22 protein-coding genes are annotated in these 23,919 nt (G+C 62.3%); 18 read left to right on the top strand and 4 right to left on the bottom strand.

What is annotated here, in order from left to right:
• Nucleotides 1-460 precede the first annotated feature (460 nt).
• A complete protein-coding gene (locus F7R26_RS32310; RefSeq protein ID WP_150986685.1) occupies nucleotides 461-1,174 on the top strand; it encodes a TetR/AcrR family transcriptional regulator in 714 nt (237 codons plus the stop codon).
• A gap of 6 nt (nucleotides 1,175-1,180) precedes the next feature.
• On the opposite strand, the gene F7R26_RS32315 is transcribed toward F7R26_RS32310, so the two are convergent.
• Nucleotides 1,181-1,828: a TetR/AcrR family transcriptional regulator gene (locus F7R26_RS32315; protein ID WP_241754610.1), complete on the bottom strand. Its 648-nt coding sequence runs from the start codon at nucleotides 1,826-1,828 to the stop codon at nucleotides 1,181-1,183.
• Nucleotides 1,829-2,193: 365 nt separating this feature from the next.
• Here F7R26_RS32315 and F7R26_RS32320 point away from each other — a divergent pair, with 365 nt between their 5' ends.
• The 9 genes from F7R26_RS32320 (at nucleotide 2,194) to F7R26_RS32360 (ending at nucleotide 12,970) form a co-directional block, all read left to right on the top strand.
• Entirely contained in the window at nucleotides 2,194-2,874 is a 681-nt protein-coding gene (locus tag F7R26_RS32320; protein ID WP_150986684.1) for a paraquat-inducible protein A, read from the top strand.
• The gene (locus F7R26_RS32325) at nucleotides 2,871-3,536 is read left to right on the top strand and encodes a paraquat-inducible protein A (protein WP_150986683.1); all 666 of its coding nucleotides are present in this window, start codon (nucleotides 2,871-2,873) and stop codon (nucleotides 3,534-3,536) included. Before F7R26_RS32320 ends, F7R26_RS32325 begins: the two co-directional genes overlap by 4 nt.
• The gene (locus F7R26_RS32330; RefSeq protein WP_150986682.1) at nucleotides 3,529-5,160 is read left to right on the top strand and encodes a PqiB family protein; all 1,632 of its coding nucleotides are present in this window, start codon (nucleotides 3,529-3,531) and stop codon (nucleotides 5,158-5,160) included. The genes F7R26_RS32325 and F7R26_RS32330 overlap by 8 nt, the downstream gene beginning before the upstream one ends.
• Nucleotides 5,157-5,765 carry a PqiC family protein gene (locus tag F7R26_RS32335; RefSeq protein WP_150986681.1) on the top strand — a complete coding sequence of 203 codons (609 nt, stop codon included), beginning with the start codon at nucleotides 5,157-5,159 and terminating at the stop codon, nucleotides 5,763-5,765. The genes F7R26_RS32330 and F7R26_RS32335 overlap by 4 nt, the downstream gene beginning before the upstream one ends.
• A gap of 348 nt (nucleotides 5,766-6,113) precedes the next feature.
• Nucleotides 6,114-7,148, top strand: coding sequence for a VOC family protein (locus F7R26_RS32340; protein WP_241754611.1), 1,035 nt, complete (start codon nucleotides 6,114-6,116; stop codon nucleotides 7,146-7,148).
• Between the two features lie 104 nt (nucleotides 7,149-7,252).
• Entirely contained in the window at nucleotides 7,253-8,131 is an 879-nt protein-coding gene (locus tag F7R26_RS32345; protein WP_338404722.1) for a fumarylacetoacetate hydrolase family protein, read from the top strand.
• A 66-nt stretch (nucleotides 8,132-8,197) separates the two neighbouring features.
• Nucleotides 8,198-10,114 carry an acyl-CoA synthetase gene (locus tag F7R26_RS32350; RefSeq protein WP_150986678.1) on the top strand — a complete coding sequence of 639 codons (1,917 nt, stop codon included), beginning with the start codon at nucleotides 8,198-8,200 and terminating at the stop codon, nucleotides 10,112-10,114.
• On the top strand, nucleotides 10,111-11,760 hold the full coding sequence (locus F7R26_RS32355) for a bifunctional 3-(3-hydroxy-phenyl)propionate/3-hydroxycinnamic acid hydroxylase (RefSeq protein WP_241754612.1): 1,650 nt from the start codon (nucleotides 10,111-10,113) through the stop codon (nucleotides 11,758-11,760). The genes F7R26_RS32350 and F7R26_RS32355 overlap by 4 nt, the downstream gene beginning before the upstream one ends.
• A 115-nt stretch (nucleotides 11,761-11,875) precedes the next feature.
• On the top strand, nucleotides 11,876-12,970 hold the full coding sequence (locus F7R26_RS32360) for a transporter (RefSeq protein WP_150986677.1): 1,095 nt from the start codon (nucleotides 11,876-11,878) through the stop codon (nucleotides 12,968-12,970).
• A gap of 65 nt (nucleotides 12,971-13,035) precedes the next feature.
• Here F7R26_RS32360 and F7R26_RS41540 read toward each other — a convergent pair whose 3' ends face one another.
• Together F7R26_RS41540 and F7R26_RS32365 are read right to left on the bottom strand one after the other, a co-directional pair.
• Nucleotides 13,036-13,170, bottom strand: a complete 135-nt coding sequence (locus tag F7R26_RS41540; RefSeq protein WP_277820369.1) for a hypothetical protein — start codon at nucleotides 13,168-13,170, stop codon at nucleotides 13,036-13,038.
• Nucleotides 13,171-13,521: 351 nt separating this feature from the next.
• Nucleotides 13,522-13,860, bottom strand: a complete 339-nt coding sequence (locus F7R26_RS32365) for a hypothetical protein (protein ID WP_150986676.1) — start codon at nucleotides 13,858-13,860, stop codon at nucleotides 13,522-13,524.
• A gap of 474 nt (nucleotides 13,861-14,334) precedes the next feature.
• Here F7R26_RS32365 and F7R26_RS32370 point away from each other — a divergent pair, with 474 nt between their 5' ends.
• A complete protein-coding gene (locus F7R26_RS32370; protein WP_150986675.1) occupies nucleotides 14,335-14,901 on the top strand; it encodes a phosphate-starvation-inducible PsiE family protein in 567 nt (188 codons plus the stop codon).
• Between the two features lie 332 nt (nucleotides 14,902-15,233).
• On the opposite strand, the gene F7R26_RS32375 is transcribed toward F7R26_RS32370, so the two are convergent.
• Entirely contained in the window at nucleotides 15,234-16,070 is an 837-nt protein-coding gene (locus tag F7R26_RS32375) for a MipA/OmpV family protein (RefSeq protein ID WP_150986778.1), read from the bottom strand.
• A 510-nt stretch (nucleotides 16,071-16,580) separates the two neighbouring features.
• On the opposite strand from F7R26_RS32375, the gene F7R26_RS32380 reads away from it, so the two are divergent.
• The 7 genes from F7R26_RS32380 to F7R26_RS32410 all read left to right on the top strand — a co-directional run bounded on the left by F7R26_RS32380 (nucleotide 16,581) and on the right by F7R26_RS32410 (nucleotide 23,919).
• Nucleotides 16,581-17,360 (top strand): DUF4397 domain-containing protein, encoded by a 780-nt coding sequence (locus F7R26_RS32380; RefSeq protein ID WP_150986674.1) that lies wholly within the window; start codon nucleotides 16,581-16,583, stop codon nucleotides 17,358-17,360.
• 176 nt (nucleotides 17,361-17,536) lie between these two features.
• Nucleotides 17,537-18,022 carry a hypothetical protein gene (locus F7R26_RS32385; protein WP_193692193.1) on the top strand — a complete coding sequence of 162 codons (486 nt, stop codon included), beginning with the start codon at nucleotides 17,537-17,539 and terminating at the stop codon, nucleotides 18,020-18,022.
• An 897-nt stretch (nucleotides 18,023-18,919) separates the two neighbouring features.
• The gene (locus tag F7R26_RS32390) at nucleotides 18,920-19,651 is read left to right on the top strand and encodes a MotA/TolQ/ExbB proton channel family protein (RefSeq protein WP_150986671.1); all 732 of its coding nucleotides are present in this window, start codon (nucleotides 18,920-18,922) and stop codon (nucleotides 19,649-19,651) included.
• A gap of 344 nt (nucleotides 19,652-19,995) precedes the next feature.
• On the top strand, nucleotides 19,996-20,439 hold the full coding sequence (locus F7R26_RS32395; RefSeq protein WP_150986670.1) for a MarR family winged helix-turn-helix transcriptional regulator: 444 nt from the start codon (nucleotides 19,996-19,998) through the stop codon (nucleotides 20,437-20,439).
• An 83-nt stretch (nucleotides 20,440-20,522) separates the two neighbouring features.
• On the top strand, nucleotides 20,523-20,786 hold the full coding sequence (locus F7R26_RS32400; RefSeq protein WP_193692194.1) for a YtcA family lipoprotein: 264 nt from the start codon (nucleotides 20,523-20,525) through the stop codon (nucleotides 20,784-20,786).
• A gap of 15 nt (nucleotides 20,787-20,801) precedes the next feature.
• Nucleotides 20,802-21,854, top strand: a complete 1,053-nt coding sequence (mdtN, locus tag F7R26_RS32405; RefSeq protein ID WP_150986668.1) for a multidrug transporter subunit MdtN — start codon at nucleotides 20,802-20,804, stop codon at nucleotides 21,852-21,854.
• Nucleotides 21,855-21,864: 10 nt separating this feature from the next.
• A complete protein-coding gene (locus F7R26_RS32410; protein ID WP_150986667.1) occupies nucleotides 21,865-23,919 on the top strand; it encodes an FUSC family protein in 2,055 nt (684 codons plus the stop codon).

Raw genomic sequence — 23,919 nt, forward strand, 5'->3', positions numbered from 1 at the left:
TCCGCGTGTTCAGACGCAGAGTGCGGTGTGCAGGCTGCTAGCAGATGTGCCGCGATGATGATAAGAGCTGCCGCTCGATAGTTCCTGTTCAATTTCTGCCCTCAAGTAAGGTCCGTCGCTCGCCTGCGAGTCATCAGCGATCCACGCTGCCGAGCCGCCCCACGGACTCGTGCTGGCGTATGCGACAGCAGGCCTGTCAGGGCTTTCGCCCTTCCCGATAGCCCGGAATATACATCATACTGACTTATGTGTCATGATGACGTAGAATTTATTTTATGAGCGAACCGGGACGACTATGCCGTACCGGATTCCACATGAGACGAAGAAGGTGCATGGCGACCACAAGCAAGTGGACGCGCGCAGACAAGCGCTGGATGCGGAGTGACGTGATGGGCCTGGACTGAAGGCGCAGGAAGCGCGGCTATGTCGACTCATTGACCATGAGGAAAAAAACAGATCAATGACCCCGATACCGAAGAGATTGGCAGCTGAAACCGAGCCGTGGGAGACTCGCGACCACCGTCAGCGGGTTGCGGCAAAGCGGCGGCAGCGTATGCGCTCGCTGTTGCTGAACAGTGCAATGCGCTTGATGGTAGAGAACAGCGCCGCAACGCCTTCCATCGATGACATCATTTCGGCCGCACGGGTGTCCCGTGGAACGTTCTACAAGTACTTTCCGTCGTCAGATGCGATCGTGCGGGAGCTTGTCGGGAAGATTGCTGAACAATGGGAGCGGGCCGCCGACCCCATTGTGCGCGGCCATGACGACCTGGCCGAGCACATCGCCAGGGGAATACGGCTGGCGTCGATGCTTGCGATACGCCAGCCGGGAGTGGCTGCAATCCTGGGTCGGCTGGGCTGGGCTGGCTACCAGGCGCCCAATATGCTGGAGTTTGTCCGCAGGGACGTAGAGGAAGGTATTCGACGCAAGCGCTTCAAGCGCATGCCGACCGCCCTGGGGTTCAATATCGTCGCCGGCGCGGCAATGAGCGCGATGCACCACATGCTTGAAACCGAATGTCGCGAAGATTTCTCGGAGCTCGCCGCTGCCGTGGCATTGCGCGCCTTAGGCGTGGACGAAGCGGTGGCTGATGCGATATCCAAGTCGCCGCTGGATGCGAGTGAAGTGCTATTCGATGGCTTGCTCGCCGAAGCGAGCGGCGAAGTATCGTAGTGTTGGCTATGCGCGCAAGTTGGAGGGCTCGGCCATTTCGGCGAGCCTCTCCTGTGCCTTTTCGAGCAGTGATTCAGGCGGAACGACCAGCTTTGGCAAAGGCGCGGAGGTCAACTTTGTGGCATTCGATGCGGACACGCCGAGCGACCGCAACACCGCCCGGACAATCCGCTCGGGATAATCCTTGGTCGTTTTTCCCTGGGCCATACGGTGAACGGCGATTACCCCCGCGCCTGCCACCATGTCCAATGCAACATCGGCCGATGCCTCGTCAAACGTGCCAGTCTTCAGGCCTTCCTTGACATCCGAGGGCAGGTACTCGTACACGGCACTCTTCTTGCCGACCAAGGTCAGGCCTGTGCCGGATAGAAACTGCGCCACCACAGGATAGGATCGCGCAAGGTGCAGATACAAGCGAAAACCCGTTGCAACACGCAACGCCGGATCTTCGATATCGCCAACCACGCTCTCGATCATTTGCACCATGTCGCGACTGAGCGCCTCGCTGACAGCCGCCAGCAGATCGTCGTTGGTGCGGAAGTAGTTGTAGAAGGAACCTTGCGAGACGCCAGCCGCCGCGATGACTTCCGGAATCACGCTGACTCCGACACCTCGTTGCGCAAAGACGATCATCGCGCTTTCAATGAGACGCATGCGCATCCGTGCACGCCGCTCAGCGGCAACGCGAGGGCGATGGTCTTTAGGATCAGGGGCGGCAGGCATCTTCAATTTTAGGACCTTATGTGATTGGATGATTATATCAATACGCCGCTACAACGCCGACACCATGGCGTAGGCCACGTCCCGCCCTCCTTGACACGAACAAGCTCAGTGCCATCCCCGGCTCGCACCGAGTGCGCAGCGTCTGCTGAACGGTGGGACAAGGAGGTGCTTTGCAGCAGACGTGCCCATCGCAATTTTTACAAGATACTTGTTGTCATGATGACATTAAAGTCATTATGTAACAGAATGCGGGAATCTCGAATGAACCCGGTGCGATCGACGCACTGCTTGCCTCAATGCATCAGAACCACATTCCGCCGCCAGATCCACCGCAGGCCATGCATCGGCTGGTTGCGTGCGAGCATTGCGATGCACTCCATATGCGCGTGACACTGCAACCGGGCGAACGTGCCACTTGTCTGCGCTGCGGCGGTGCCCTCTATCGCAACAGTTCGCTCGCCTATCGCCGCCTGCTGCCGCTTGTGGTGACCGCTCTGATCCTGTTCATGATCTCTAACGCGTACCCGATTGTCGCCATGGAACTCAAGGGCTCGCGCGTGGAGACCACGCTATGGGGCGCCGTGCAAGCACTCTACGCGCATGACATGTCGCCGGTGGCGATGCTCGTGTTCGCCACGACGATCCTGCTTCCGCTGGCAGAGTTACTCATGATGTGCTACCTGCTCGTGCCAATGGCACAGCACCGCATGCCCCCCGGATTCGACCGCGTTGTGCGCGGCATTCTCCTGACGCGGCCGTGGGGCATGATCGAAGTGTTCATGATTGGCGTGCTGGTGACGGTGGTAAAGCTGTCGACCATAGCGCAGGTGCTTGCTGGCGTCGCGCTCTGGTCGTTCGGTGCCCTCGTGGTCGTACTTGCCGCGATCCTGTCCTTTGATCCACGCGACCTGTGGCATTACCTCGACGCGCAGGGTGCAGATGACAGACACACCTGCACGCCGGACGCCGCACCATGACCACGACTCAGTTGCCCCACGTTACCGCTGCTTCGCGCGGCCTGCTGTCATGCCACGCTTGTGATCGGCTCAGCCCGATGACGCTCGAGGCCGGACCGTGTCCGCGCTGCGGCGCCTTGCTGCATCGTCGCAAGCCAGCCAGCGCGTCGCGCACCTGGGCCTTCCTGTTGGCCGCTTACCTTCTGTATATCCCAGCCAATCTGCTCCCGGTGATGGTGACGCAGTCAATTCTCGGTACACAGCGCGACACCATCATGTCCGGCGTCATCTATCTGTGGCTGTCCGGCTCGCACGTGCTGGCGCTCTTGGTGCTGATCGCCAGCATTGTTGTCCCGCTGCTGAAGATGATGATCCTGACATTGCTGCTGATATCGGTGCGCCGCAGATCGACCTGGCGCATCCGAGAACAGACCCGGCTCTACGCGCTGGTCGAGGTCATCGGCCGATGGTCCATGCTCGACATCTTCGTCGTGGCACTGCTGGCCTCACTGGTGCAGGTCGGGGCGCTGGCCACGATTACGCCCGGGGGCGGGGCCCTGGCCTTTGCCTCGGATGTCGTGCTGACCATGCTCGCGTCACTGAGCTTTGATCCCCGTCTGCTGTGGGATGCGTTTGATACGTCGCCTCCCTCTATCGAATTTCCGCACTCCGATCATGCCTGAACACACTAATCATCCCCCACCTCATGGTGTACCGCCGCCCGTGCGCAAGCCTCGCGCGCGTTGGCTACCCTCGCTCGTCTGGCTGATCCCCCTCGTTGCGGCGGTGGTCGGGCTTTCGTTGTTGATCAACACGCTAGCATCGCGCGGGCCCGAGATCACCGTCACATTTCGCACCGCCGAAGGCCTGACACCAGGCAAGACCCCCGTGCGCTACAAGGACGTCGATATCGGCTTGGTGAAGACGGCACGGCTGGCAGCGGACCGTTCGCATGTGATCGCAACGATTGCGTTGTCCAAGGACGCAGAGACCTTCGCCGTGGCCGACACACGCTTCTGGGTGGTGCGGCCTCGCTTTGCCACCAGCGGCGTGTCGGGGCTCGAGACGCTGCTATCAGGCGCATATATCGGCGTGGATGCCGGCAAGTCAGGCAAGACGACGCGCAGCTTCACCGGTCTCGAAGTCCCGCCGACAGTCACTGCCGACGCCTCAGGCAGGCAGTTCGTGCTGCGTGCGCAAGACCTGGGCTCGCTCGACATCGGCTCACCGGTCTACTATCGTCGCGTGCAGGTCGGGCATGTCGTAGCGTATCAACTCGAGCCGAACGGCCACGACATCACGCTGCGGATCTTTGTCAACAAGCCTTATGACAAGCTCGTCTGCGCCGATACGCGCTTCTGGCATGCCAGCGGCGTCGACCTCAAGCTCGATGCGAACGGGCTGAAGTTGTCCACGCAGTCGCTGGTCACCGTGATGCTTGGTGGCCTTGCCTTCCAGGCGCCGGAGCACTCGACTGCGCACGCCACGGCCGCCGAGAACACCGAGTTCCTGCTTGCGGCGGACCAATCGGAAGCCATGAAGGAGCCGGAGGAACTCGCCCCCGCACTGGCAGTGCTCAACTTCGATCAGTCCGTGCGCGGCCTGTCTCCAGGTGCGCCAGTCGATTTCCGCGGTGTGACCGTCGGGCAAGTGCGCTCGATCGGTATCGAATACCAGCGTGACAAGAAGGCCTTCCGCATGCCCGTGGTGGTGGAACTCTATCCGTCTCGCATGGGACTGCACGAGAAAGACGTGGCTGATGACGCGCGCAAGCTCGCCATCGTGCATAGCCTGGTACAGCGCGGCATGCGTGCGCAGTTGCGCACCGGCAACCTGCTGACAGGCCAGCTCTATGTGGCACTCGATTTCTTTCCGAGGGCAACTCTGCCGGCTGATCTGGACCTGAACGGGTCGCTGCCTGAGTTCCCCACCACGCCGGGCACCTTCGACGAGCTTCAGGCCAAGCTTGGCGACATTGTGACCAAGATCGGCAAAGTGCCGTTTGACCAGATCGGGCAGGACGCGCGCACGGCGATGGTGTCCATGAACAAGATGCTCGTCAACGCGGACAAGCTCGTGGCACAGGTCAATGGCGATGTGGCACCTGAAGTGCTCGCCGCGTTGAAGGATGTGCGCCGCACGCTCGCCACGGCCAATGGCGCGCTGGCGCCCGACGCATCGCTGCAGCAGGACACGCGTCGGATGATGCAGGAACTCACGCAAACGGCAGTCTCGCTGCGCACGCTGACCGATTATCTCGAGCGGCATCCCGAAGCACTGCTGCAAGGCAAGAGAGAAGAGAAATGATGAAACGTATGACGCTGTTTTTTACGCTGGCCGCCGCGGGCATGACCATGATGAACGGCTGCGCGTCGCCCGAGGCGCGCTACTACACGCTGGCAGCCAGTCGCTCCAACGTCACGCCGGCCGTGACAGGGCGAGCCAGCCGTAGCAGCGAACCGTTATGGATCGAGGTCACGCCGGTGCGCGTGCCCGAACGGCTGAACCGCATTCAGCTGGTAGTGCGTGACGGCACCAGCGGGGAGGTGAAGCTGCTCGACACATCGCGCTGGACGTCCCCGTTACCCGACGAGCTACGCGATGCGCTGTCGCAGCAACTGCAATCCACGCTTGGCGCGCTGGATGTCTACCAGCGCGGCCTGCCGGCGACGCAGCCGGCCTTCCGGGTAACGACCGAGGTGGTAAACCTCGACGCCAATGTGGGCAAGTGGGCCGCGGCGACCATCGCCTGGACCGTGCGGCGACTGCCGGATGGCAAGGTTCTGAGCGGCCGCACCGAAACCGAGGTGCCCGCGCCCGGGCAGATGGAGGGCGTGGTGAAAGCGTATCGGGAGATCCTCGCCGCAACCGCGGCCGACATAGCAGCCGGCGTGCAATCCCTTGACCGCTAGACGTGAAACACCCCGCACATTGGGCACGGCGAAGCGGGCGACCAGCTCGCTTTTTTTTCGCCATCTAGGTGTTAACGACATATATGTCATTATGACACTTGGACTATTATTAAATCCGTAAACGACGTCGCCTGCCGACACATGCCGACGTCGCAAGCGCCGTGGCGCCTCCTTGGCGGCACCAGCATGCACGGCGCAAATCCAAAACAATGACAAATGGACCGCTCAGCGGTTGGAGACCTCATGCCCAAGTCAACTGGAGTACTCCGTCAGCCGGAGTCTTATCCGGAGAGTCGGCTGCCACCTGGCGTGCAGAGACTGAATCGCCCACAGCCATGCGGCAGAGCCGTGGAGCTGGCATTCCTTCGCTGGGAAAAAAAAGACCTGGCGGCGACTGAACGCTTCTGGCGCGATTTCGGCATGCAACTGGTCAGCGTCTCGCCTGGCCGGATCACGGCCCGTGGCGTCGGGACGGCCCCTTGCATTGCCGTGGCCGAACGTTCGGCGGCGAGCCGCTTCGTTGGGCCTGCCTTTCGCATGTCCGACGATACCGACTTGCATCGGTATGTCGATCGCTTTGGCGCCACGTGGTTGACCGAACAGCAGATTCCCGGAGGCGGCCGCGGTGTCGAGCTGTTCGATCCCTCTGGCCGTAGTGTCTGGCTCCTGCAAGGCCAGCAGCGTGTCGAAGCGCTGCCCATGCGCCCACCCATGACGTTGACCAACACGGCGCAACATGCGCCGCGCGTCAACCGCACCGTTCGCACCCCGATTGAGCCCGCCAGTATTGTCCGGCTGGGTCATGTTGTCTTTCAAACCGTGGACTTTGCCACCATGGCGGCGTGGTACATGAACGTGCTCGGCGTCATTCCCACCGATGTGCAGTACCTCGCGGATGGCAGTCCCAACCTGGCCTTCTGCCGGCTCGACCTTGGCCAGGCGCCAGCGGACCACCACACCCTCGTACTGGTGGGTGGCATCGAAGAGAAATACGAGCACAGCGCTTACGAAGTCATCGATCTCGATGCGCTTGGGCAAGGTCAGCAGGTGCTGCGTGCGCAAGGCCATTCGCACATGTGGGGCATCGGGCGGCATTTGCTGGGCAGCCAGTTGTTCGACTACTGGCGCGACCCGGACGGTTTCGAGCTGGAGCACTACACCGATGGCGACCTGTTCACCGCGGATTTCGAAACCGCTTACTCGCCGCTTGATTTCGGCGGCATCTGGGCCTGGGGGGCAGACGCACCGGCTTCCATGAAGCCAAGAAAGACTCTGCGCAATGTGCTGAAGGTGCTGAGGCTGGTACAGCGCAAGGCGATTGCGCCGGCGCGGCTCAAACTGATCGAAACGGCACTGGGTGCACCCGCCAGGCCCTGGCTCTAGAACTTGGCAATTCCATAGGAAGTATCATGTCTCGTACCGTCATTCGCTACATCCATACGGATGGCCCGCAATGGGGCATTCTCTTTGGCGCGCGCATCGCGCCGTTGCAGGGCAACGCCGCGACCACTGGCGAGTTGCTTGCCAAACACTGGCAGAGCATCTGGCAAGTGCCGGCGGCGCAGGCAACGATTGCGCGCGAGGCCGTCCAGCTTCTGGCTCCCGTCACGCAAAACCAGCAATTCCTCTGCCAGGGGGTCAACTACCGCAGCCACGTCATGGAATCCGGCCTGCGTGTCGAGGATTTTCCATTCAACACGATCTTTACGAAGGCGTCCTCATGCATCACGGCCGCGGATGCTCCGGTTGCCTCCCCGGCCCACGTCAAGCTGCTCGACTACGAGATCGAGCTCGGGCTGGTGCTGCGGCGGGATTTGCAGCCGGGCGTGAAGGTCAGCCCCGACGCTCTCGGTGATTGGCTTGCCGGCGTGACCATCGTCAATGACCTGTCGGCGCGTGACGTGCAATTGCCGCAGGGTCAGTTCTACAAGGGCAAGAGCTATCGCGGCTTCGGACCTGTTGGCCCCGGGCTCATATTGCTGACACCGGAAGAGTGGCAACGTTGGCCGGCGTTGCGGATGCGCCTGGATGTCAACGGACAGCCCCGGCAGGACGCCTACTGCGCCGATATGATCCACGCGCCGGCGTCAACCTTGACGGAACTGGCATCCATGCACGACGTTCACGCGGGCGACCTGATCGCCACCGGCACACCTGCCGGTTGCGCGGCGCGCGCGCCGGGCAAGCTCGCCATGTTCATGGCAAAACATTTTCTGAGCGACGCCGGTAAATGGCGCATGTTCGTGCGCCGCGGCATGACCAATCCCGCCTACCTTCGGCCCGGCGATAGCATCCGGGCCTCGATTCGCACGGATGACGGCACCATCGACCTGGGTGAGCAGACCACCGTGATCGCCCCGGCATGACGACCATGCCGGTTTGCGACCAAACACGCGCCATCCTTCGCAGTTTCGGAATGAGAGTGATGTCTTATGAGTAGCCTTGCAATCAACGCCATGCCAGATGTCGTCAGGCGACTGGAGGACGTGGAACAGATCGAACGGACGCCCTGGCAGGACGTGATCCACGCCACAAACACTTACACGGTGCTACGGACCGCTTGCGAGCACTGGTCGCAACGCGTGGCCCTGCGGCTGCTACTGGACGGCAGCGCCGGCGCGCCAACGCGCGACGTCCGTTATGCCGAATTGCTGGAGGGCATCCATCGCACCGCTAATACACTCCACCGCCTGGGCGTGACGCCGGGGGTGCCAGTGGCCATCCTGCTACCGAACCTGATCGAGGGCCACCTGGCGCTATGGGGCGCGGAAGCTGCCGGCATTGCCAGCCCGATCAACCCGATGCTGGAATCCAGCTACGTTGCGCGAATCTGCGAAGAGACGGGAGCCAAAGTTGTGATCGCGCTGGGGCCCACCACGGAAGGGGGCATCTGGGAAAAAGCGGTGGACGTCGCGGACAGGCTGCCTCGGGTCGAGACGATCCTGCAGGTCGACCCGACGGCCGCGATGGGGCGGCGTACCGGTTCCGGCGGTCACATCCCGCGCGGCAAGATGCCGAGCCGTCCCGGCGTGCAGGTGCTTGACTTCCATGACGTGCTGGCCGAATCCGACAGCACGCAGCTGATCAGCGGGCGGCAATTCACGCCCGCCGAGCCGTGCGCCTATTTTCATACGGGTGGCACCACCGGGTACCCCAAGGTGGCCGTGCACAGTCACCTGAACGAAGCCGTGATGGCATGGGTCCTTCAACGGATCGACGACCGGCGCAATGTGATACTGGCGGGGTTGCCCCTTTTCCACGTCAATGGCGCCATGGTGACCGGACTCGGCGCGCTTCATAGTGGTTCGGAAATCGTCATGCTGACCGCTGGCGGGTATCGGACGCCGGGCCTGCTGGACGCCTTCTGGGAAATTGCCAACCGATTTGGGGCCACCACGTTTTCCGCCGTACCAACCATCCTGGCGGCGCTGCTTTCCAGGCCGTTGCCTGCGGGCGGGATCCCGACCTTGCGCCACGTCCTCTGTGGTGCGGCGCCGCTACCCAGTCAGGTCGCACACGAGTTTGAAAAGCTCACCGGTGTTCGCATCCACGAGGGATATGGCCTGACGGAAGGTAGTTGCGTGTCGACCGTCAACCCGCCACAAGCCATGCCCAAGGCCGGTACCGTTGGCATCCGCATTCCGTATCAGGAATTGAAGCTGTTCAAGCTATGCGCGGACGGCAGGCCCGCCGAGCTTGCCGAAGCCGGCGCCACCGGCGTGATCGGCATACGCGGCCCCAATGTGTTTCCCGGCTACCTCAGGGAAGCCGACAACCGGGGCATCTGGATCGAGGGCGGATGGTTCAACACGGGCGACCTGGGCCGCCTTGACGCGGACGGATCTCTCACGCTGTGCGGCCGCGCGAAAGATCTGATTATCCGTGGCGGCCACAATATCGATCCGTCGATGATCGAGGACACGATCGCCGCACACCCCGAAGTCGCCATGGTCGCTGCGGTCGGCCAGCCGGACACCCATGCGGGCGAATTGCCGGTGGCCTTCGCGGTACTCAGGCCAGGCGCACAGGCTTGCAGCGAGACGTTGATGGCATACGCGCGGGAGAGGATGCCTGAACGTGCGGCGGTGCCGGTGCGCATCGAAATCATGCCCGCACTGCCCCTTACCGCCGTCGGCAAGGTCTCCAAGCCGGACCTGCGGCTGCTCACCATCGAGCACGTCATCCAGGCGGCGCTTGCCGAGCATGGCATGTCCGACACCCGCGTCAAGGCCCGGCTCTGCCCCGAGCGCGGCGCCGTGGCCGATATCTTCGGTCCTGTCGCGTCACGTGAGGCGGCGATGGCCCTGGTGGCTCGCTATCCCGTGATTCCCGCATGGCAGGAGCAATGATGACGAACGCCGACAAGACCGCGCAGGGGAACATGCTCGATACGGATGTCCTGCTTGTTGGATTGGGGCCGGTGGGGGCAGCGCTGGCCAACCTGCTTGGCCGCTACGGGATCCGCGTCCTGGTCATCGACCGCGCCACGGAGATCTTTGCCAAACCGCGCGCAATCGCGCTGGACAACGAGGCCCTGCGCATTCTGCAGCTCGTGGGCGTAGCGGAGGGAGAATTCGCCACGGTGGCAATTCCAAAGGTGCAATACCGCTCGCCACTGTTCGGCCGCTTTGCGCGCATCAACAGCGCAAGGATCGTCGACGGCCATCCGATGCTCGTCACGTTCTACCAGCCGGAGCTGGAGGCGGTGCTGCGCAAGAAGCTGTCAGCGTACCGCACCGTGGACGTTCGCCTCGGGGCTGAACTCCAGTCCTTCGTCGATGATGGTCATCACGTGCATGCCGTCGTGAAATCAGCTGGCTCGCCCGACCTGAAGGTCAGGGCAAACTATATGGTGGGGATCGATGGCGCAGGTTCACTGGTCCGGCGTGAGTTGGGGCTTGATTTCGAGGGCCGTACATTCCAGCAGGACTGGCTGATCGTCGACGCACTTGGCGTGCCGAATCCCATTGACCATTGCGAATTTCTCTGCGACCCGGCAAGGCCAACGCCGCATATGGTCGCGCCAGGGGGACGCCAGCGCTGGGAATTCATGTTGAAGCCGGGAGAACGCGCCGAGGAAATGGAACGGCCTGAATCGGTACGAAAGCTACTAGCGCCATGGTGCGATGTAGACAAGATCCAGATCGAGCGCACTGCGGTATATCGATTTCACGCACGTGAAGCGAAGTCTTTCTCGAAAGGTCGATGTTTCCTGGCCGGTGATGCCGCTCACATTACGCCGCCTTTTGCCGGGCAAGGATTGGTGGCCGGCCTGCGGGACGTGGCAAACCTGGGGTGGAAGCTGGCGTGGGTGCTACGCGGCCAGGCGAGCGAGCAGATTCTCGACAGCTATGACCAGGAACGCCGGCCTCACGCAAGAAAGATCATCAACCTGGCGCGCTTTCTTGGGGCACTTGTCATGCCGCGCAACCGAGCAGCGGCACTCGCCATACACGGGTGCATGAGCGCGATAAGGTTGTTGCCGCGCGGCCGTGCCTTGTTCGAAGACTTGAAAGTGAAGCCCGCAAACACGTTCGACAAAGGCCTGTTCGTGCGCGCGCCTGGCATCGAGAAATTGCGTGCCGGTTCAAGTTTTCCACAGGGCTGGGTCCGGCCGGCAGAAAGCGGGATCCCGACGCTCAGCGACGAGTGCCTGGGACTTGAGTGGGCTGTCATCGGATTCGGCTTCGACCCGGCGACGCGTCTGTCGTCTGAGCTCATGGTGCGCTGGTCTCTCGCTGGCGGCATGGTGTGGCAATGGTGCCAGCGTGCCCAGGCGCAGCATCTCGCGCCCAAAGGCCGGCGCCTGGAAGCACTGGACGAGGTCGTGTTGCCCGGCGTGGCCCCGCTCGACTGGATGGTGGTGGTCCGCCCGGACCGATGCGTGCTCGCCGAAGGCCCTGCCTCTCAGGCCGAGCACATCCTCCAGCGCGCCCTTGATTTGATCTATCCGCCACAGCTACGCGTCGAGATGCGCCTCCCCAAGGCCGCCTGAAGCACCCGTCGCCCCGCAGACAGATAACAAGCACAACAGACCTTCTGGCGCCAGTTCATGGCGCCTGCGGGCGGGGCTTCTTTTACGCCGCTTCTATAACAAGGAGGAGACCCTTGTGTTGCAGACTTCTGCTTATTGCCTTTCCCTCGCGGCAATCACTTGCCTTGCAAGCATGGCCGCACATGCCGGAGAAGACTTTCAGGTGCGGTACAACATCGCAGGCAGCATCGGCGGGGAAATGTTCACCCCCCCGGATGCCGCCGGGCTTGCAGTTGGCGTTGCAGAAACCTATATCGACATCAGGAAAGTGACCGGCAACGATGGCAACACACTGACGAAGCCGATCCCCGGCGGCGCCATTCCACTTCCGTCCCCCACCCCCGTGACGGCGTATCCCACGTATGGCGCCAATACCGCCCAGATCCCTGCCTCAGGCACTTTCAAACTGTTCAACCTCGGCGTTGGCTACATCACCAACGCGGACTATGGCGGCGGTCGCTTCGCGTTTGGCGGCGTTCTGCCGTATGGCGTCAAATCGCAATCGGTCAGGGCTAATGCCGCAACGCCGGCCGTGCAGGCGAACCCCGCAGTCCCCGCGGCCGCACAGCAGGCCATCGCAAGCCAGTTCGGCGCGACATATCAGTCCAACCTTGCCGGCGAAGCAGCCAGTTCCAGTGGCGACGTATCGGGTATCGGAGACCTGGAGTTGCAAGGCGGCTGGCTCTATACGACTGAGCAGCTGCGTGTATTGCTGGGCGCGTCCCTCGTCATTCCGACAGGACGCTACAACGCATCGCCTGCACCCGACATAGGCACTGGTCATTTCTATACGCTGCGGCCGTCGGTGCAAGTGGCCTATCTGCCAACGCCGGACATCGCCTTCGCGGCAAAGGCGACCCTGGGCCTGAATACGAAGAATCGGGACAATGACCTGCGCAGCGGAAACTGGATCGGACTGGAAGGCGCGGCGGCATACAAGACCGGGATTGGCGTGTTCGGATTGCACACCGTCTTCGTTCAGCAGTACCAGGACGACGCGAACAACCCCTGGGGCCCGAGCCGATACCGATCGCTCAATGCCGGTGCGTTCTATACCGCGATGGTGCCCGGCATTGACGCGGCGCTGACGTTGCAGTACATGGCGACAACCAGTTCGCGCAATGCAAAGGTCGGGAGCATGACCCAGATCCGTTTGATCAAGCTATTCTGACGACGATGGCGAGACAACGGTCATCGTGTCCCGCCGTTTCCCGTGGCCTGACGACTTGGCTGCACTCAGGTCGCGAGCAGATCGTCGATCTTTCGCTGTGCCTGCTCAATTGCGACTTGCCTTTGTTCGGCACCGGCAGACACAACCTCGGCGGCGACCACTTCGAGCTGGGACACGCCAACGAAGGCGCTATGGGCCATCACACATCTCCCAGCCATTGAACGGGCGAGGCAGGCGTACGACCTCGGCAGCAAGGAGAGATAGTGCCGCATCTTCACGCCGACGGACAAGAGAATCAATTTCTCCTCCCTCCTCCATCAGGGCGGGCGAACGTTCAAGGGCGTCAGGTGAACGGACAGGGATTGATTCGATAACCGAGATCAGACCGGGCCGAGGCCAGCTAAAACGGGTTCTATTCAACGCGAAGATTTGAGAGATCTCGGGCACCTCTGGATGGCGTCAATCGCCCAAGATGGGACTTGTCCGATTGCGCCAGTTATCGGCGAGAAGACGAGTGAAAAAGCCGCCCGGGAGGGGCGGCTTGGGCCGGCCTATTCGCGCCGCGGTACTTTGGGCGACAGGCGATCAATGAAGGCGCGCGCCTCCCCAACCGTCGCCAGGGCGAGCGCTGCTTTGACCTCTGCGTCATCGAATCCGGCTTTCTGTGCATAGATTGCCGTCGACGTGACGATTGCCGCTTTAGCCAGCGGTGCTAGCGGCGTCGAAGCCTGTTGATTGAAGCCTGCCTGATTGGCGATCCAGCGACCGCAATCGAAATCTGCCAACTCCAGCGCGCGCCGGACGAAAGCTTCGTCCTTGATTCCACGATCCATATTGTCCTCCTGGTTCCTGTTGAGCTTGCCGCCGGTGATTTGCTCATCGACCGACATTCAGCAATCTACCCAATTCTGCCCATCTATTTATCAATAATGGTAAATTTAACAAAACATCGCAAACCAGATCTTTCGAAGAACAGTCTCTTCCAGCACATCCGGCAGGTCCCGCCCAACGGGCTGTCAGTCACCTGGGCCGATGGTTTCCCTCCCGGAAAACCGATACCAGCTGATCGGGGAGCAATGGAGGACAGCGGTAGCCGTGGAACTGGTGGCTGCGGCGAGTGGCTGGTCATGAACTTTCCGCACGCACTCTCCGGCGGGCAGCGGCAGCGGCAGCGCGTAGCTATCACTCGTGCACTGATCCGTCGGACTCGGATTAAAGTACGAACTGCACAAGCCCACAGCACAGGGATACGCCCGCACCCCTAATATGTAAGGAAAGCCTTGAGCCCAGCCCTGAGAGGCTCGTTTCCCCGGCTCCCCGCTCAATCCGCTGCGTCGACGTCTAACTATCTGCAAGGGTGAACCATGAGGAATGAAAGAGGCGGCTTGCGCAAGGATCTCGATGCATATCGGCTGCAGTGGCGCGTTCTGGGCTTCTATGAGCGCTTCGAGCAGATCATTGCCTACATCCTGAGCGCCGTGGTTTCAGTGATCATCGTGGTATCGCTCTGGCAACTGATACGCGCGGTCGCCATGTTGCTTATGGCGGGTGCACTTAACCCGCTGGATCATGAGACGTTTCAATCGGTGTTCGGCATGGTCATGACACTGCTGATCGCAATGGAGTTCAAGCATTCCATCACCAGGGTTATGGTGCGGCGCGACCACATTGTCCAAGTCAAGACCGTCATCCTCATTGCCCTGTTGGCGATAGCGCGCAAATTCATCATTCTCGACCCAGCCACGCCGCCCGCGCATATCGCCGCTCTTGCGGCAGCATTGGTTGCGCTTGGCGTCGTTTACTGGCTGATGCGGCAGCGCGACGACCCGGTTGATGCCGCAATGGCTGAGCAAGGCAAGCCTGCGCTCATGAAGGCGGCGCATCAACGCGGCATGGAACGGGACGGCGACGATGAGGATGCGAATGCCTGAGCCACGGCGGCCACGGTCGGGTCGGTCGACGTCCAGGCAAAGCTGGCGCCCTTGACTTCGCTCCCGTCGGCGGCCAGCAGCGTCGCCTTGAGCTTCAGCGAAACGCCCCATCGAGGGCGGGAGCCACCACAGAGCTTGCTCGGCGGCCATTACCATGCCAATGCGGGTTGGGGTCCATGTTCCCACATGCTCTCGCCGGCGCACGCGCTGCCGTTCTCGCCTTGTTCGCCACGGCGCTCCGCGCCTGTGGCCGGCGGCAACTTCAGGCCGATTGCGCGCAGCGCGCGGCGTTCGGTGCCACCGGCCCACCAGCGAAGGAGGGAAAACGAGCATCAATACTGGTAGTGCAGCGAAAGGTCGACGACAGTATTGGCTGCCTTCTGCGTGATCGGACTGTGCGCTGCCGAACCTGTGAGTTGGCCGACCGCCATGTCGCCAGTGACAAACCAATGCTCCCGAAAGAACCAGATCGCGGAGAACCCCGCGCCGTATGATTTGAGGCCCGCGTCGGCCTTGTATTGCGGATAGCCCGAGCGCATCGCCTGAGCCGAGGTGACGCCGAACCACCGGCTCATATAGCGTGCATCACCGAAGGTGACGGTAGGGCCGGCGAACCAGAAAAAGCGCTCCGAACTGCCGGGCAGGGGCAGGTAGGCGCCGATATCGCCGATCCAGCCATCGGTGCCGCCCAGACTGCGCCGCACATCGATGCGCACCACCAAAGGGAATGCCGCCGACACCGCATATTCGCCAAATAGCTTGGACTCAGCCGCGAAATTGATGTTGCCTAGTCCATTGAGTCGGCCCGGGTCGTCGGCCATGCGGCGGCCCAGGTTGTAGCCGATGGCCACCCCCGCGCGCCAATGATCCGCCCGCAGCAGATTCACGCCGACGCCCTCGCCCGTTGAAACAAATAACAGGTCGCGATAGCGGATATCGAAGCTGGGGCCCGCGAGCACGTGATAGCGCTGGGTACCTTCGTATACCGGTCGCAGGCTGGCGGCGGCCCCGACCTGGACCTGCCATTCTGGCACCTTGGCCCCATAGAGTTTCATCAACGGGACACCGGCTGAGTATTGCCACTCGGCCAGAGGCGACGGTGTCTGCGCGTGAGCGCTGAAAGCGGCAACGACCGCCAGGGCAGCCGGCCACCGGGCCGCGTTTCCCATCGGCGCTGCTGTTGCTGCTGTTGGCGATGGATTGCTGTAGTCCGCCATTTGTCCTCCGTCACCGGGCGGAATGGCCGCACAAAGCCGGGCCTGCTGCCGACCGGCTCCTTCCAGAGCCGGCGCCTGGAGAAAATGGCTCTCGGGTATGTCTTCCTGCTTTGAGATGTCACGCTCACTTTGCATCAAGACTACAAAATCCTTGCGGATTTTTCAAAGGGCAGAGGCCTTGACTGTCATCGTGACCGCGTTGTCGCGGATTTTCGCCGGGCGCGGGCAATATGCGGTGAGGCAAAAGGCCCGCACTAGCTTCTCGCTCTCGACTTCTGTCGGAATCATCCGACATTGAATTCGGAGCCGGGCGCCTGCCTGCGCTCGAAGTTGCTACCTATCTTAGCTTCACGGCGACACGCGATTACAACGCTTACAAGCATGCACCGGCGCATTTTCACTCGCAGCATGCAGGCGCCGTGCGCAGCAGCGCGCCCAAGCTCAAACGAATAGAGGTGACACATGTTTCGATCTAAAACCAGTCTTATCCTTGGCCTAGCGCTAGCCGCAACGGCAATTCTCTCGGCATGCGGAGGCGGGGACGACAGCATCGGTGCTCGCATCGGCGTCAGCGAGCCGACCGTGCGCGTGATCCATGCTATTACCGGCGGCCCTAACGTGGATGTGCTGCAGAACGGCACCAAGACCAACCTGCTCAATGAGCCCTACAAGTTTGTTTCGAAGTATTTCAATGTGGACGAGGGTAACCAGACGTTCTCGTTCAATGTTGCCAACACAGCAACTGAACTCGGGAGAACCACGGTGAACACCCACACCGGCCATAAATACACGGTAGTGGCCCTGCCCGGCGCAACTGCGGCTGACATACTGCAGATCGACGACCCGTTTGAGAAGGGGCTGTTCTCTGACAAGGCTCGCGTTCGCAGCTTGAACGCATCGTTCAATGCACAGAATGTCGATATCTACCTGACCGTCCCGGCGGCTGACCTGACAGCGGCGACGCCTACGTTTGCAGCAGTCGGCTACAAGTCGACGGTACCTGCATCGGGCAGCGATTCGATTGACCTGGATGGCGGGACCTATCGCCTACGAATCACCACGGCTGGCACCAAGACCGTGATCTTTGACTCGGGAGCACTGACGCTGGCCAACAACGCAGACTGGCTGATCACCACAATCCCGGTCGACGGTATCGGTGCAGCGGTACCGAACAAGATCAAGGTACTGGTCGCCCGCGGCGATGACGAGTCACAAGCCGGGCTTGAGCTGGTGACCCAGTAGGAGGCTACATTCCTGGCGAGAGGCCGGTCCTGGGACCGGCATTTTTTGGGGTCCTTGCGGCAATGCAATGCAATGCAATGCAATGCAATGCAATGCAATGCAGGGCGAGAGCGAACCACGCTGGGCGGTTCCCCGCTTGCAGCGGTAATGCCAGCTTCCAGGATTCAATAGGCTGGTTGCCGACCGAGAATCCCTTTCGTGCTGTGATGTCAGGCGAGCGTCAATGGACCGTGGTCATCACAGTGATCCCCATGGGGGTGATGCAGGTGGTCGCCAACCAGATAGTCGACATGGTCGCCGTGCGGTACGGCCTCGTGGCCACAGCCAGGGCCGTGCCTGTGGTTCGGGTCATGGGCACCGCAATGATGGTCAGGGGTGCACCGATCAGGGTTGGTGTCGCTTATGGCGAGCACGTGCTCATCGATGTGATCGCCGTGCATATTGTGCAGGTGCCCGTCATGCAGATAGTCAACATGTCCCTCATGGCGCACAGCGACGTGTCCGCATTGCGGCCCGTGCTGGTGAGGATGATCGGTGGGGTGTTGCAGAGAGCAGTCGACCATGGCGCTAACTCCTTGATGGGTTCCCGAGTCCGGATCCGGGGGACGCGGTTGCCCGGTGGACGGAAAGGAAAGCTTGTCGGTCGGCAACCCGCTGAATAAAGCGTAGAACTTAGTATCACCGCCTGCAAGCCGACAAGAGTGCCGTGTAGGCTACTCCCTGTCCTCTTTGGTGTTCGCGGATGGCCTGGGATCCTGCATCTATGATGCTTGTGGCTGGTCGGCGTCCGTCTTGGACGCCAGCGGGTATCGCCAGGTGCATGCAGAATAGCTGGCGCCGCACTGGATCTTGCGAAGGGCGTTGTTAGGTGCCAAACTCGCAACACCGTTGCAAAAAGCGCTTTGACGCCGCTTGATCGTCTACCGCCATTTCTGCAGCCCTCGATGTCGCGACGCTCGCTTGCCCTCCTGCTCAGCCTCTTCCTGCTCTTCGGGCAGGCCTGTGGCGCTGTTCACGCGTTGTCACATATTCATGTGCATCTGCAGGGCAATCCGTGTGCCGCGCCCGCCGACACCGATCCGTGCGGGCCGGGCGATCCTGTCTGCCTGCAGTGCCTGGCTTTTGCCGCGGCCACGGTGGCCATGCCTTCGCTGGGATTCTGGCTGCTGGTTGCCTGCGCGAGGCGCTGGCACTACCCACTGCTCGCCGCGCGGTACATAGCTCGCATAATTTCGCTACGGCCCCGTAGCCGTGGCCCCCCTCTGTCTGGCGGATCGTTCGCGTAGTGCATTGGTGCGGGCACAGAGTGCCCGCGACACATCCACGCCATCAGAGGTATTGCAATGCCCCATTTCCCGCTTCGAGCCTTCACGGCGGGCGCTGCGTCGGCGCGCCCGGATACGCGAGCGACCAATGCCGCTCAGGCGATGCGCTGCAAGCCCTATAGGGAGAACGGCCGCGCCGTGGCAGAACCGCACAGCAGCCGGTCAGCTTCGAGTTGAACTGATTGCCGGATTCCTTCTGTTACTTCCGAACACTGAAATTCTCCAGGAGCTGCCATGCAGGACCTCGGACTACCCCACCTCTGGGCGCAAGGCGATTTCGTCATCCGCGCGACCGCCATCATTCTACTGATCATGTCGGTGCTGTCATGGATCGTGATTATCTCCAAGGCTTGGGATCTGTTTCGTTTGCGGAAGATGGCAAATGGTGCCGAGAAACGCTTCTGGCACTCAGAGGATTTCGATCACGCACTCGACACGCTTGGCGCCAACGATGGCAATCCGTTTCGCATGCTGGCCATCACCGGCCGCGAAGCCGCGCAGCACCATCGCGCCAGCCAGACGCAACTGCGCGATGCCCTCGACATCTCCGACTGGCTGACCCGCTCGCTCAAGAGCGCAATTGACGAGGCCGTGGCACGCATGCAGTCGGGCCTGGCGGTGCTGGCTTCGGTGGGTTCGACAGCTCCGTTCGTCGGCCTGTTCGGCACTGTGTGGGGCATTTATCACGCTCTGATCAGCATCGGCGCCTCGGGCATACCGACCATCGACAAGGTGGCCGGCCCCGTGGGCGAAGCATTGATCATGACCGCCTTCGGTCTGGCAGTCGCCATCCCGGCCGTGCTTGGCTACAACGCGCTGAGCCGTGGCAACAAGGGCGTCATCAGCAAGCTCAACCGCTTTGCGTACGACCTGCACACCTACTTCGTGACCGGCACCCACGTGCGCCCCACAACCCCGGGTACGCGCGCTGACGACAAGTCGGTGCGCCTGGCCGTCAAGAACTGACCATGTCCTTTGGGGACGAGCGACGCCAGCGCGCGGCGTGGGTCGCACCGCGTTCCTGGTGCGTCAGGGATGGGTCGTCCGGCCTGCCGGTCCGGTCGTTCGGTTGGAAGTGCTTGGCGGGATGCTGCAACGCATTCGACGGTGCACCGTAGTATTTTTCTTTCAGCAACAAAACCTGATGCTATGCAAATATATATTTTTTAATTTGCAATGATTACGCCGTTAGGGCCATAAGCGGCCGGCGATTGTGCTCAGCCGACGCAATACCCCGTTGCGACGGGTGCCTGGACACATGTTGCCTAGGCAACGTATGATTCAGCCATCGAAACCGGGAGGCCCACACCATGGATACAGACGCTGAGGTGATCACCTACGAGCGGCGCGCCAGAGTCGCCCGCCTGATCAATCGCGGCCAGAGCAAGCTGGTGTTGGCCCTCGACAGGGATCTGGAGCCTTTTGGCGTCACGGCCGCGCAATACGCCATCCTGTCGACGCTCTGGGGGGGGCGCGGCGATACGGCGGCACAGCTTTGCAAGGAGATCTCCTATAGCCCGGGTGCCATGACGCGCATGCTGGACCGTCTCGAGCAGAAGCTGCTGATCCGCCGGTTGCCCCATCCCGACAGCCGGCGCTCACACAAGCTGGAACTGAGCGAGGAGGGCCGGCAGTTGTTTCCCGAACTGCTCGCCACATCGGCGGCCATCATCAACCGCTTCCTTGGGGACTTCGACAGCGCCGATCTGTCCCGGTTCGAGGCGCTGCTCGAACGAATGCTGGCACGCGAGTAAATTTTTTTGATCAACATGTTGCCTAGGCAACATTCATGACACTGACTTGATAGCTGGACATGGCTCAAACGGAGAAACGAGCAATGAGATCCCGGGCAACACTGTTTATTGCATGCGCGCTGCTGGGTGGCTGTGCGACGTCGCCGTCGGTCAGCGTGCTGGGCGCCTTCTTCCCCGACTGGCTGTTCTGCATGGTCGGCGCCATCGTCGTGACGGCGCTGATCCACGCGGGGCTGCGCGCCGCAGGACTGCTGCGACATCCCGGCCGACTGACGCTGCCAGTGGTCTATTCGGCCCTGACCATGACGCTGGCCCTGGTCGGCTGGCTCATCTTTTTCCAAAACTGATCCGAGCGTATTGCAATGCCTGAAGAGACTGAAAACCAAAGCCGCGTGGGCCGCACCATCGCGCTGTTGCTGATCCTGGTGGCGCTTTGCCTCGCGGTCTTCGTCACCTGGCGCATCGATGCGGCGCCCCGCACCGACGATGCCTACGCCTACGCCGACACGATCAGCGTGACGCCGGAAGTCAGTGGCCAGATCGTAGAACTGGCGGTCAGGGACAACCAGGCCGTCAAGCGCGGCGACCTGCTGTTCAAGATCGACCCGCGGCCGTTCGAAGCCTCGCTCGCCAAGGCGCAGGCGACGCTGACGTCGCTCGATCGAGAAATCGAGCTGACCCAGCGCTCGGTCAACGCGCAGAAGCTCGGCGCCGCCGCCGCGACAGCCAGCGTGGAGCGCGCCCGCGCCGCGGCCGAGCAGGCCGCCGATACGTTGCGCCGCATGGAGCCGTTGCTGGGCTCGGAATACGTGGCCGCGGAACAGGTCGACCAGGCGCGCACCGCTCAGCGCTCTGCCAAGGCACAACTGAGCGCTGCCGTGCTCGATGCGCAACGCGCCACCGCCGGCATCAGCGGCGTGGACGCCCTGGTAGCCAAACGCGAGGTGGTCAAGGCGGAAATCGCGCTCGCCGAGCTCAATCTGGAATACGCCACCGTGCGTGCGCCGTTCGACGGCATCGTCATCAACCTCAAGACCACCGCCGGGCAGTTCGCGGCGGCCGGCCATCCAGTCTTTACGCTGGCCAATACCACCCGCTGGTATGTCGTGGCCAATTTCCGCGAGACCGAGCTCGCACACATCAAGCCGGGGCAGTCGACGCAGGTCTACGTGCTCGGCCAGGCGGACAAGCGCTTCCGCGGCGTGGTCGATTCGGTGGGCTTCGGCGTGTTTCCCGACGATGGCGGCGCAGACGCGGCTGGCCTGCCTCATGTGCCCCGCTCGATCAACTGGGTGCGCGTGGCTCAGCGCTTCCCGGTCCGCATCCTGGTCAATGCACCGGACCCCACCGTGTTCCGGATCGGCGCATCGGCGGTGGCAATCGTGACGTCCGACACCGCTTCGTCGTCGCACTGAGGCAGCCATCATGGGTCTGATTCGCACCGAACTCGCGCCGTTCCCGGGGCGCAAGGAAGCAGTATTGCGGTTTGTCGTGGCCACGGCGCTGGTCATTGTCATCTCGATGGCGCTCGAGGTGCCGTTCCTCCCGCTGTCACTGATCATGGTGTTCTTCACCGCGCAGGAGAATACCGTGCTGACCCGGCTGTCTGGCATCGTGCTTGTGATCGGTGCGACGATCGCGGTGGTGATCGGCCTGTTGCTGGTCAAGTTCACGATCAACTATCCGATGCTGCGTATCCTGGCCGCGTGCGTGGTCGCGTTCTGCGGCATGTATTTCATGCGCATCAGCAAGCTCGGGGCCATTGGCTATCTCGTCGCACTCCTCGTGTTCTATTTCCAGAGCTTCGTCGATCTTGGACTGGCGCCGGAATCCCTGGTGCGGAGCCTGCTATGGGTATGGGTCGCCATGACCTATCCGATCCTGCTCACTATCACGGTCAATTTCGTGTTCTGGCCGCGCCGGCCCGCCCGGCTGTTGAACGATGAGATGCGCCGCCAGCTGCAAGTCGTGCTCGATCAGCTCGATGCGCGCCGCGCGCAATCGCCGTCCCGGCCGATCGGCACTGACGCGGTGGCCAAGGGCGTGCTGGTGCTGCACCGGCACCTCGTCTTTGCCACCCAGGGCGATGAAACCTACCATCGCGACCGGGCACGGCACCTCGCCTGCATCGCGGCGATCGACCGCCTGCACACGGCCGCCGCACACCTATCGCGCCTGCCGATGGCGGCGCTGTCACCGGCGCAGGAAGCCGACGTGGCGGCGCTGCGCGCCCACTGCCAGGCACTGCGCGATGCCATCGCGACGCGCACTGCCTTGCCGCGCCCCGCCAATGTGGTTGGCACTCGTCCGGTGGCCAGCCAGTTCGACAGCGTACTGCGTGAGATGGAGCATGCGCTGCAAGCGATAGGCGAGGCCGAAGCACTACCCGCGTCGCCCCGCCTGCAAAAGGAAGGGCTCCTGTCGGGCGACGCCTTCCAGAACCCCGCCTACGGCCAGTTTGCGTTGAAGACCGTGCTGGCCGCGATGATCTGCTATGTGTTCTACACGGCTGTGCAATGGCAGGGCATCCACACGTCGATGCTGACCTGCTTCATTCTGGCGCTGCCGAGCCTGGGCGCATCCTCTCACAAGGGGCTGACCCGGATCATCGGTTGTGCGCTTGGCAGCGTCGTGGCGCTCGTGGCAGCAATCTTCATCGTCCCGCATCTCGACTCCATCGCCGGCCTGCTGGTGCTCACGCTGCCTATCGTCGCCGTCGGCGCGTGGATCGCCGCGGGCTCGCCGCGCACGAACTACATCGGCGTGCAATTCGTGTTCGCCTATGCGCTGTCCCAGCTCGGACATTTTGCACCGACGACCGACCTGACCGAGATTCGCGACCGCATGATCGGCATCCTGGTTGGTGCCGTGGTGTCGATTGCCGTCTCGACATGGATCTGGCCCGAGCGGGAAGGCGATGCCCTGAAGCGCATGCTGGCGCGCCTGTTGCGCAGCGTGGCTGGGCTGGCCCGCGCGGGCAGCGACAAGCGCGACACCGATGCGCGCGGCGCCGCGGTCGACAAGGCGCGCCTCCAGGGCTGGTCGCTGCTCATGCAGAACCGCGAAATGCAGGCGCGCGTGGCACTGGAGCCGGGCTGGCACTATGACCACGACTCAGTCACCCCGGCCATCACGAGGTCGTTGGCGCAAGCACAGGAAGCGCTCTTGGCGGTCAACTGGCTGCAGATCGTGCTCGCGCACGCCGGGCCCGCCCTGCCACGCACGCTGGCTCAATCGCTCGAGGCATTCCGCGCGCACGCAGCGATCCGGCTCGAATGGATGGCCGGCCGGTTCGACGGACAGGGCGCGCAGCATCCTGTCCACACCGCTAACGATACGGACCCATTACGTGCCCTGGATAGCTTCGCCATGGACCCCGGCCCGGACGCCGACTGGCTCCACGATGTCGTCTGCGCCGCGCGCGTGCTCGATGAACGTATTTCGCAACTGGACCGTCGCTTGGCGACGCCGGCGGCCTGA

The sequence above is a fragment of the Cupriavidus basilensis genome, assembly GCF_008801925.2.
Lineage (GTDB): Bacteria > Pseudomonadota > Gammaproteobacteria > Burkholderiales > Burkholderiaceae > Cupriavidus > Cupriavidus basilensis.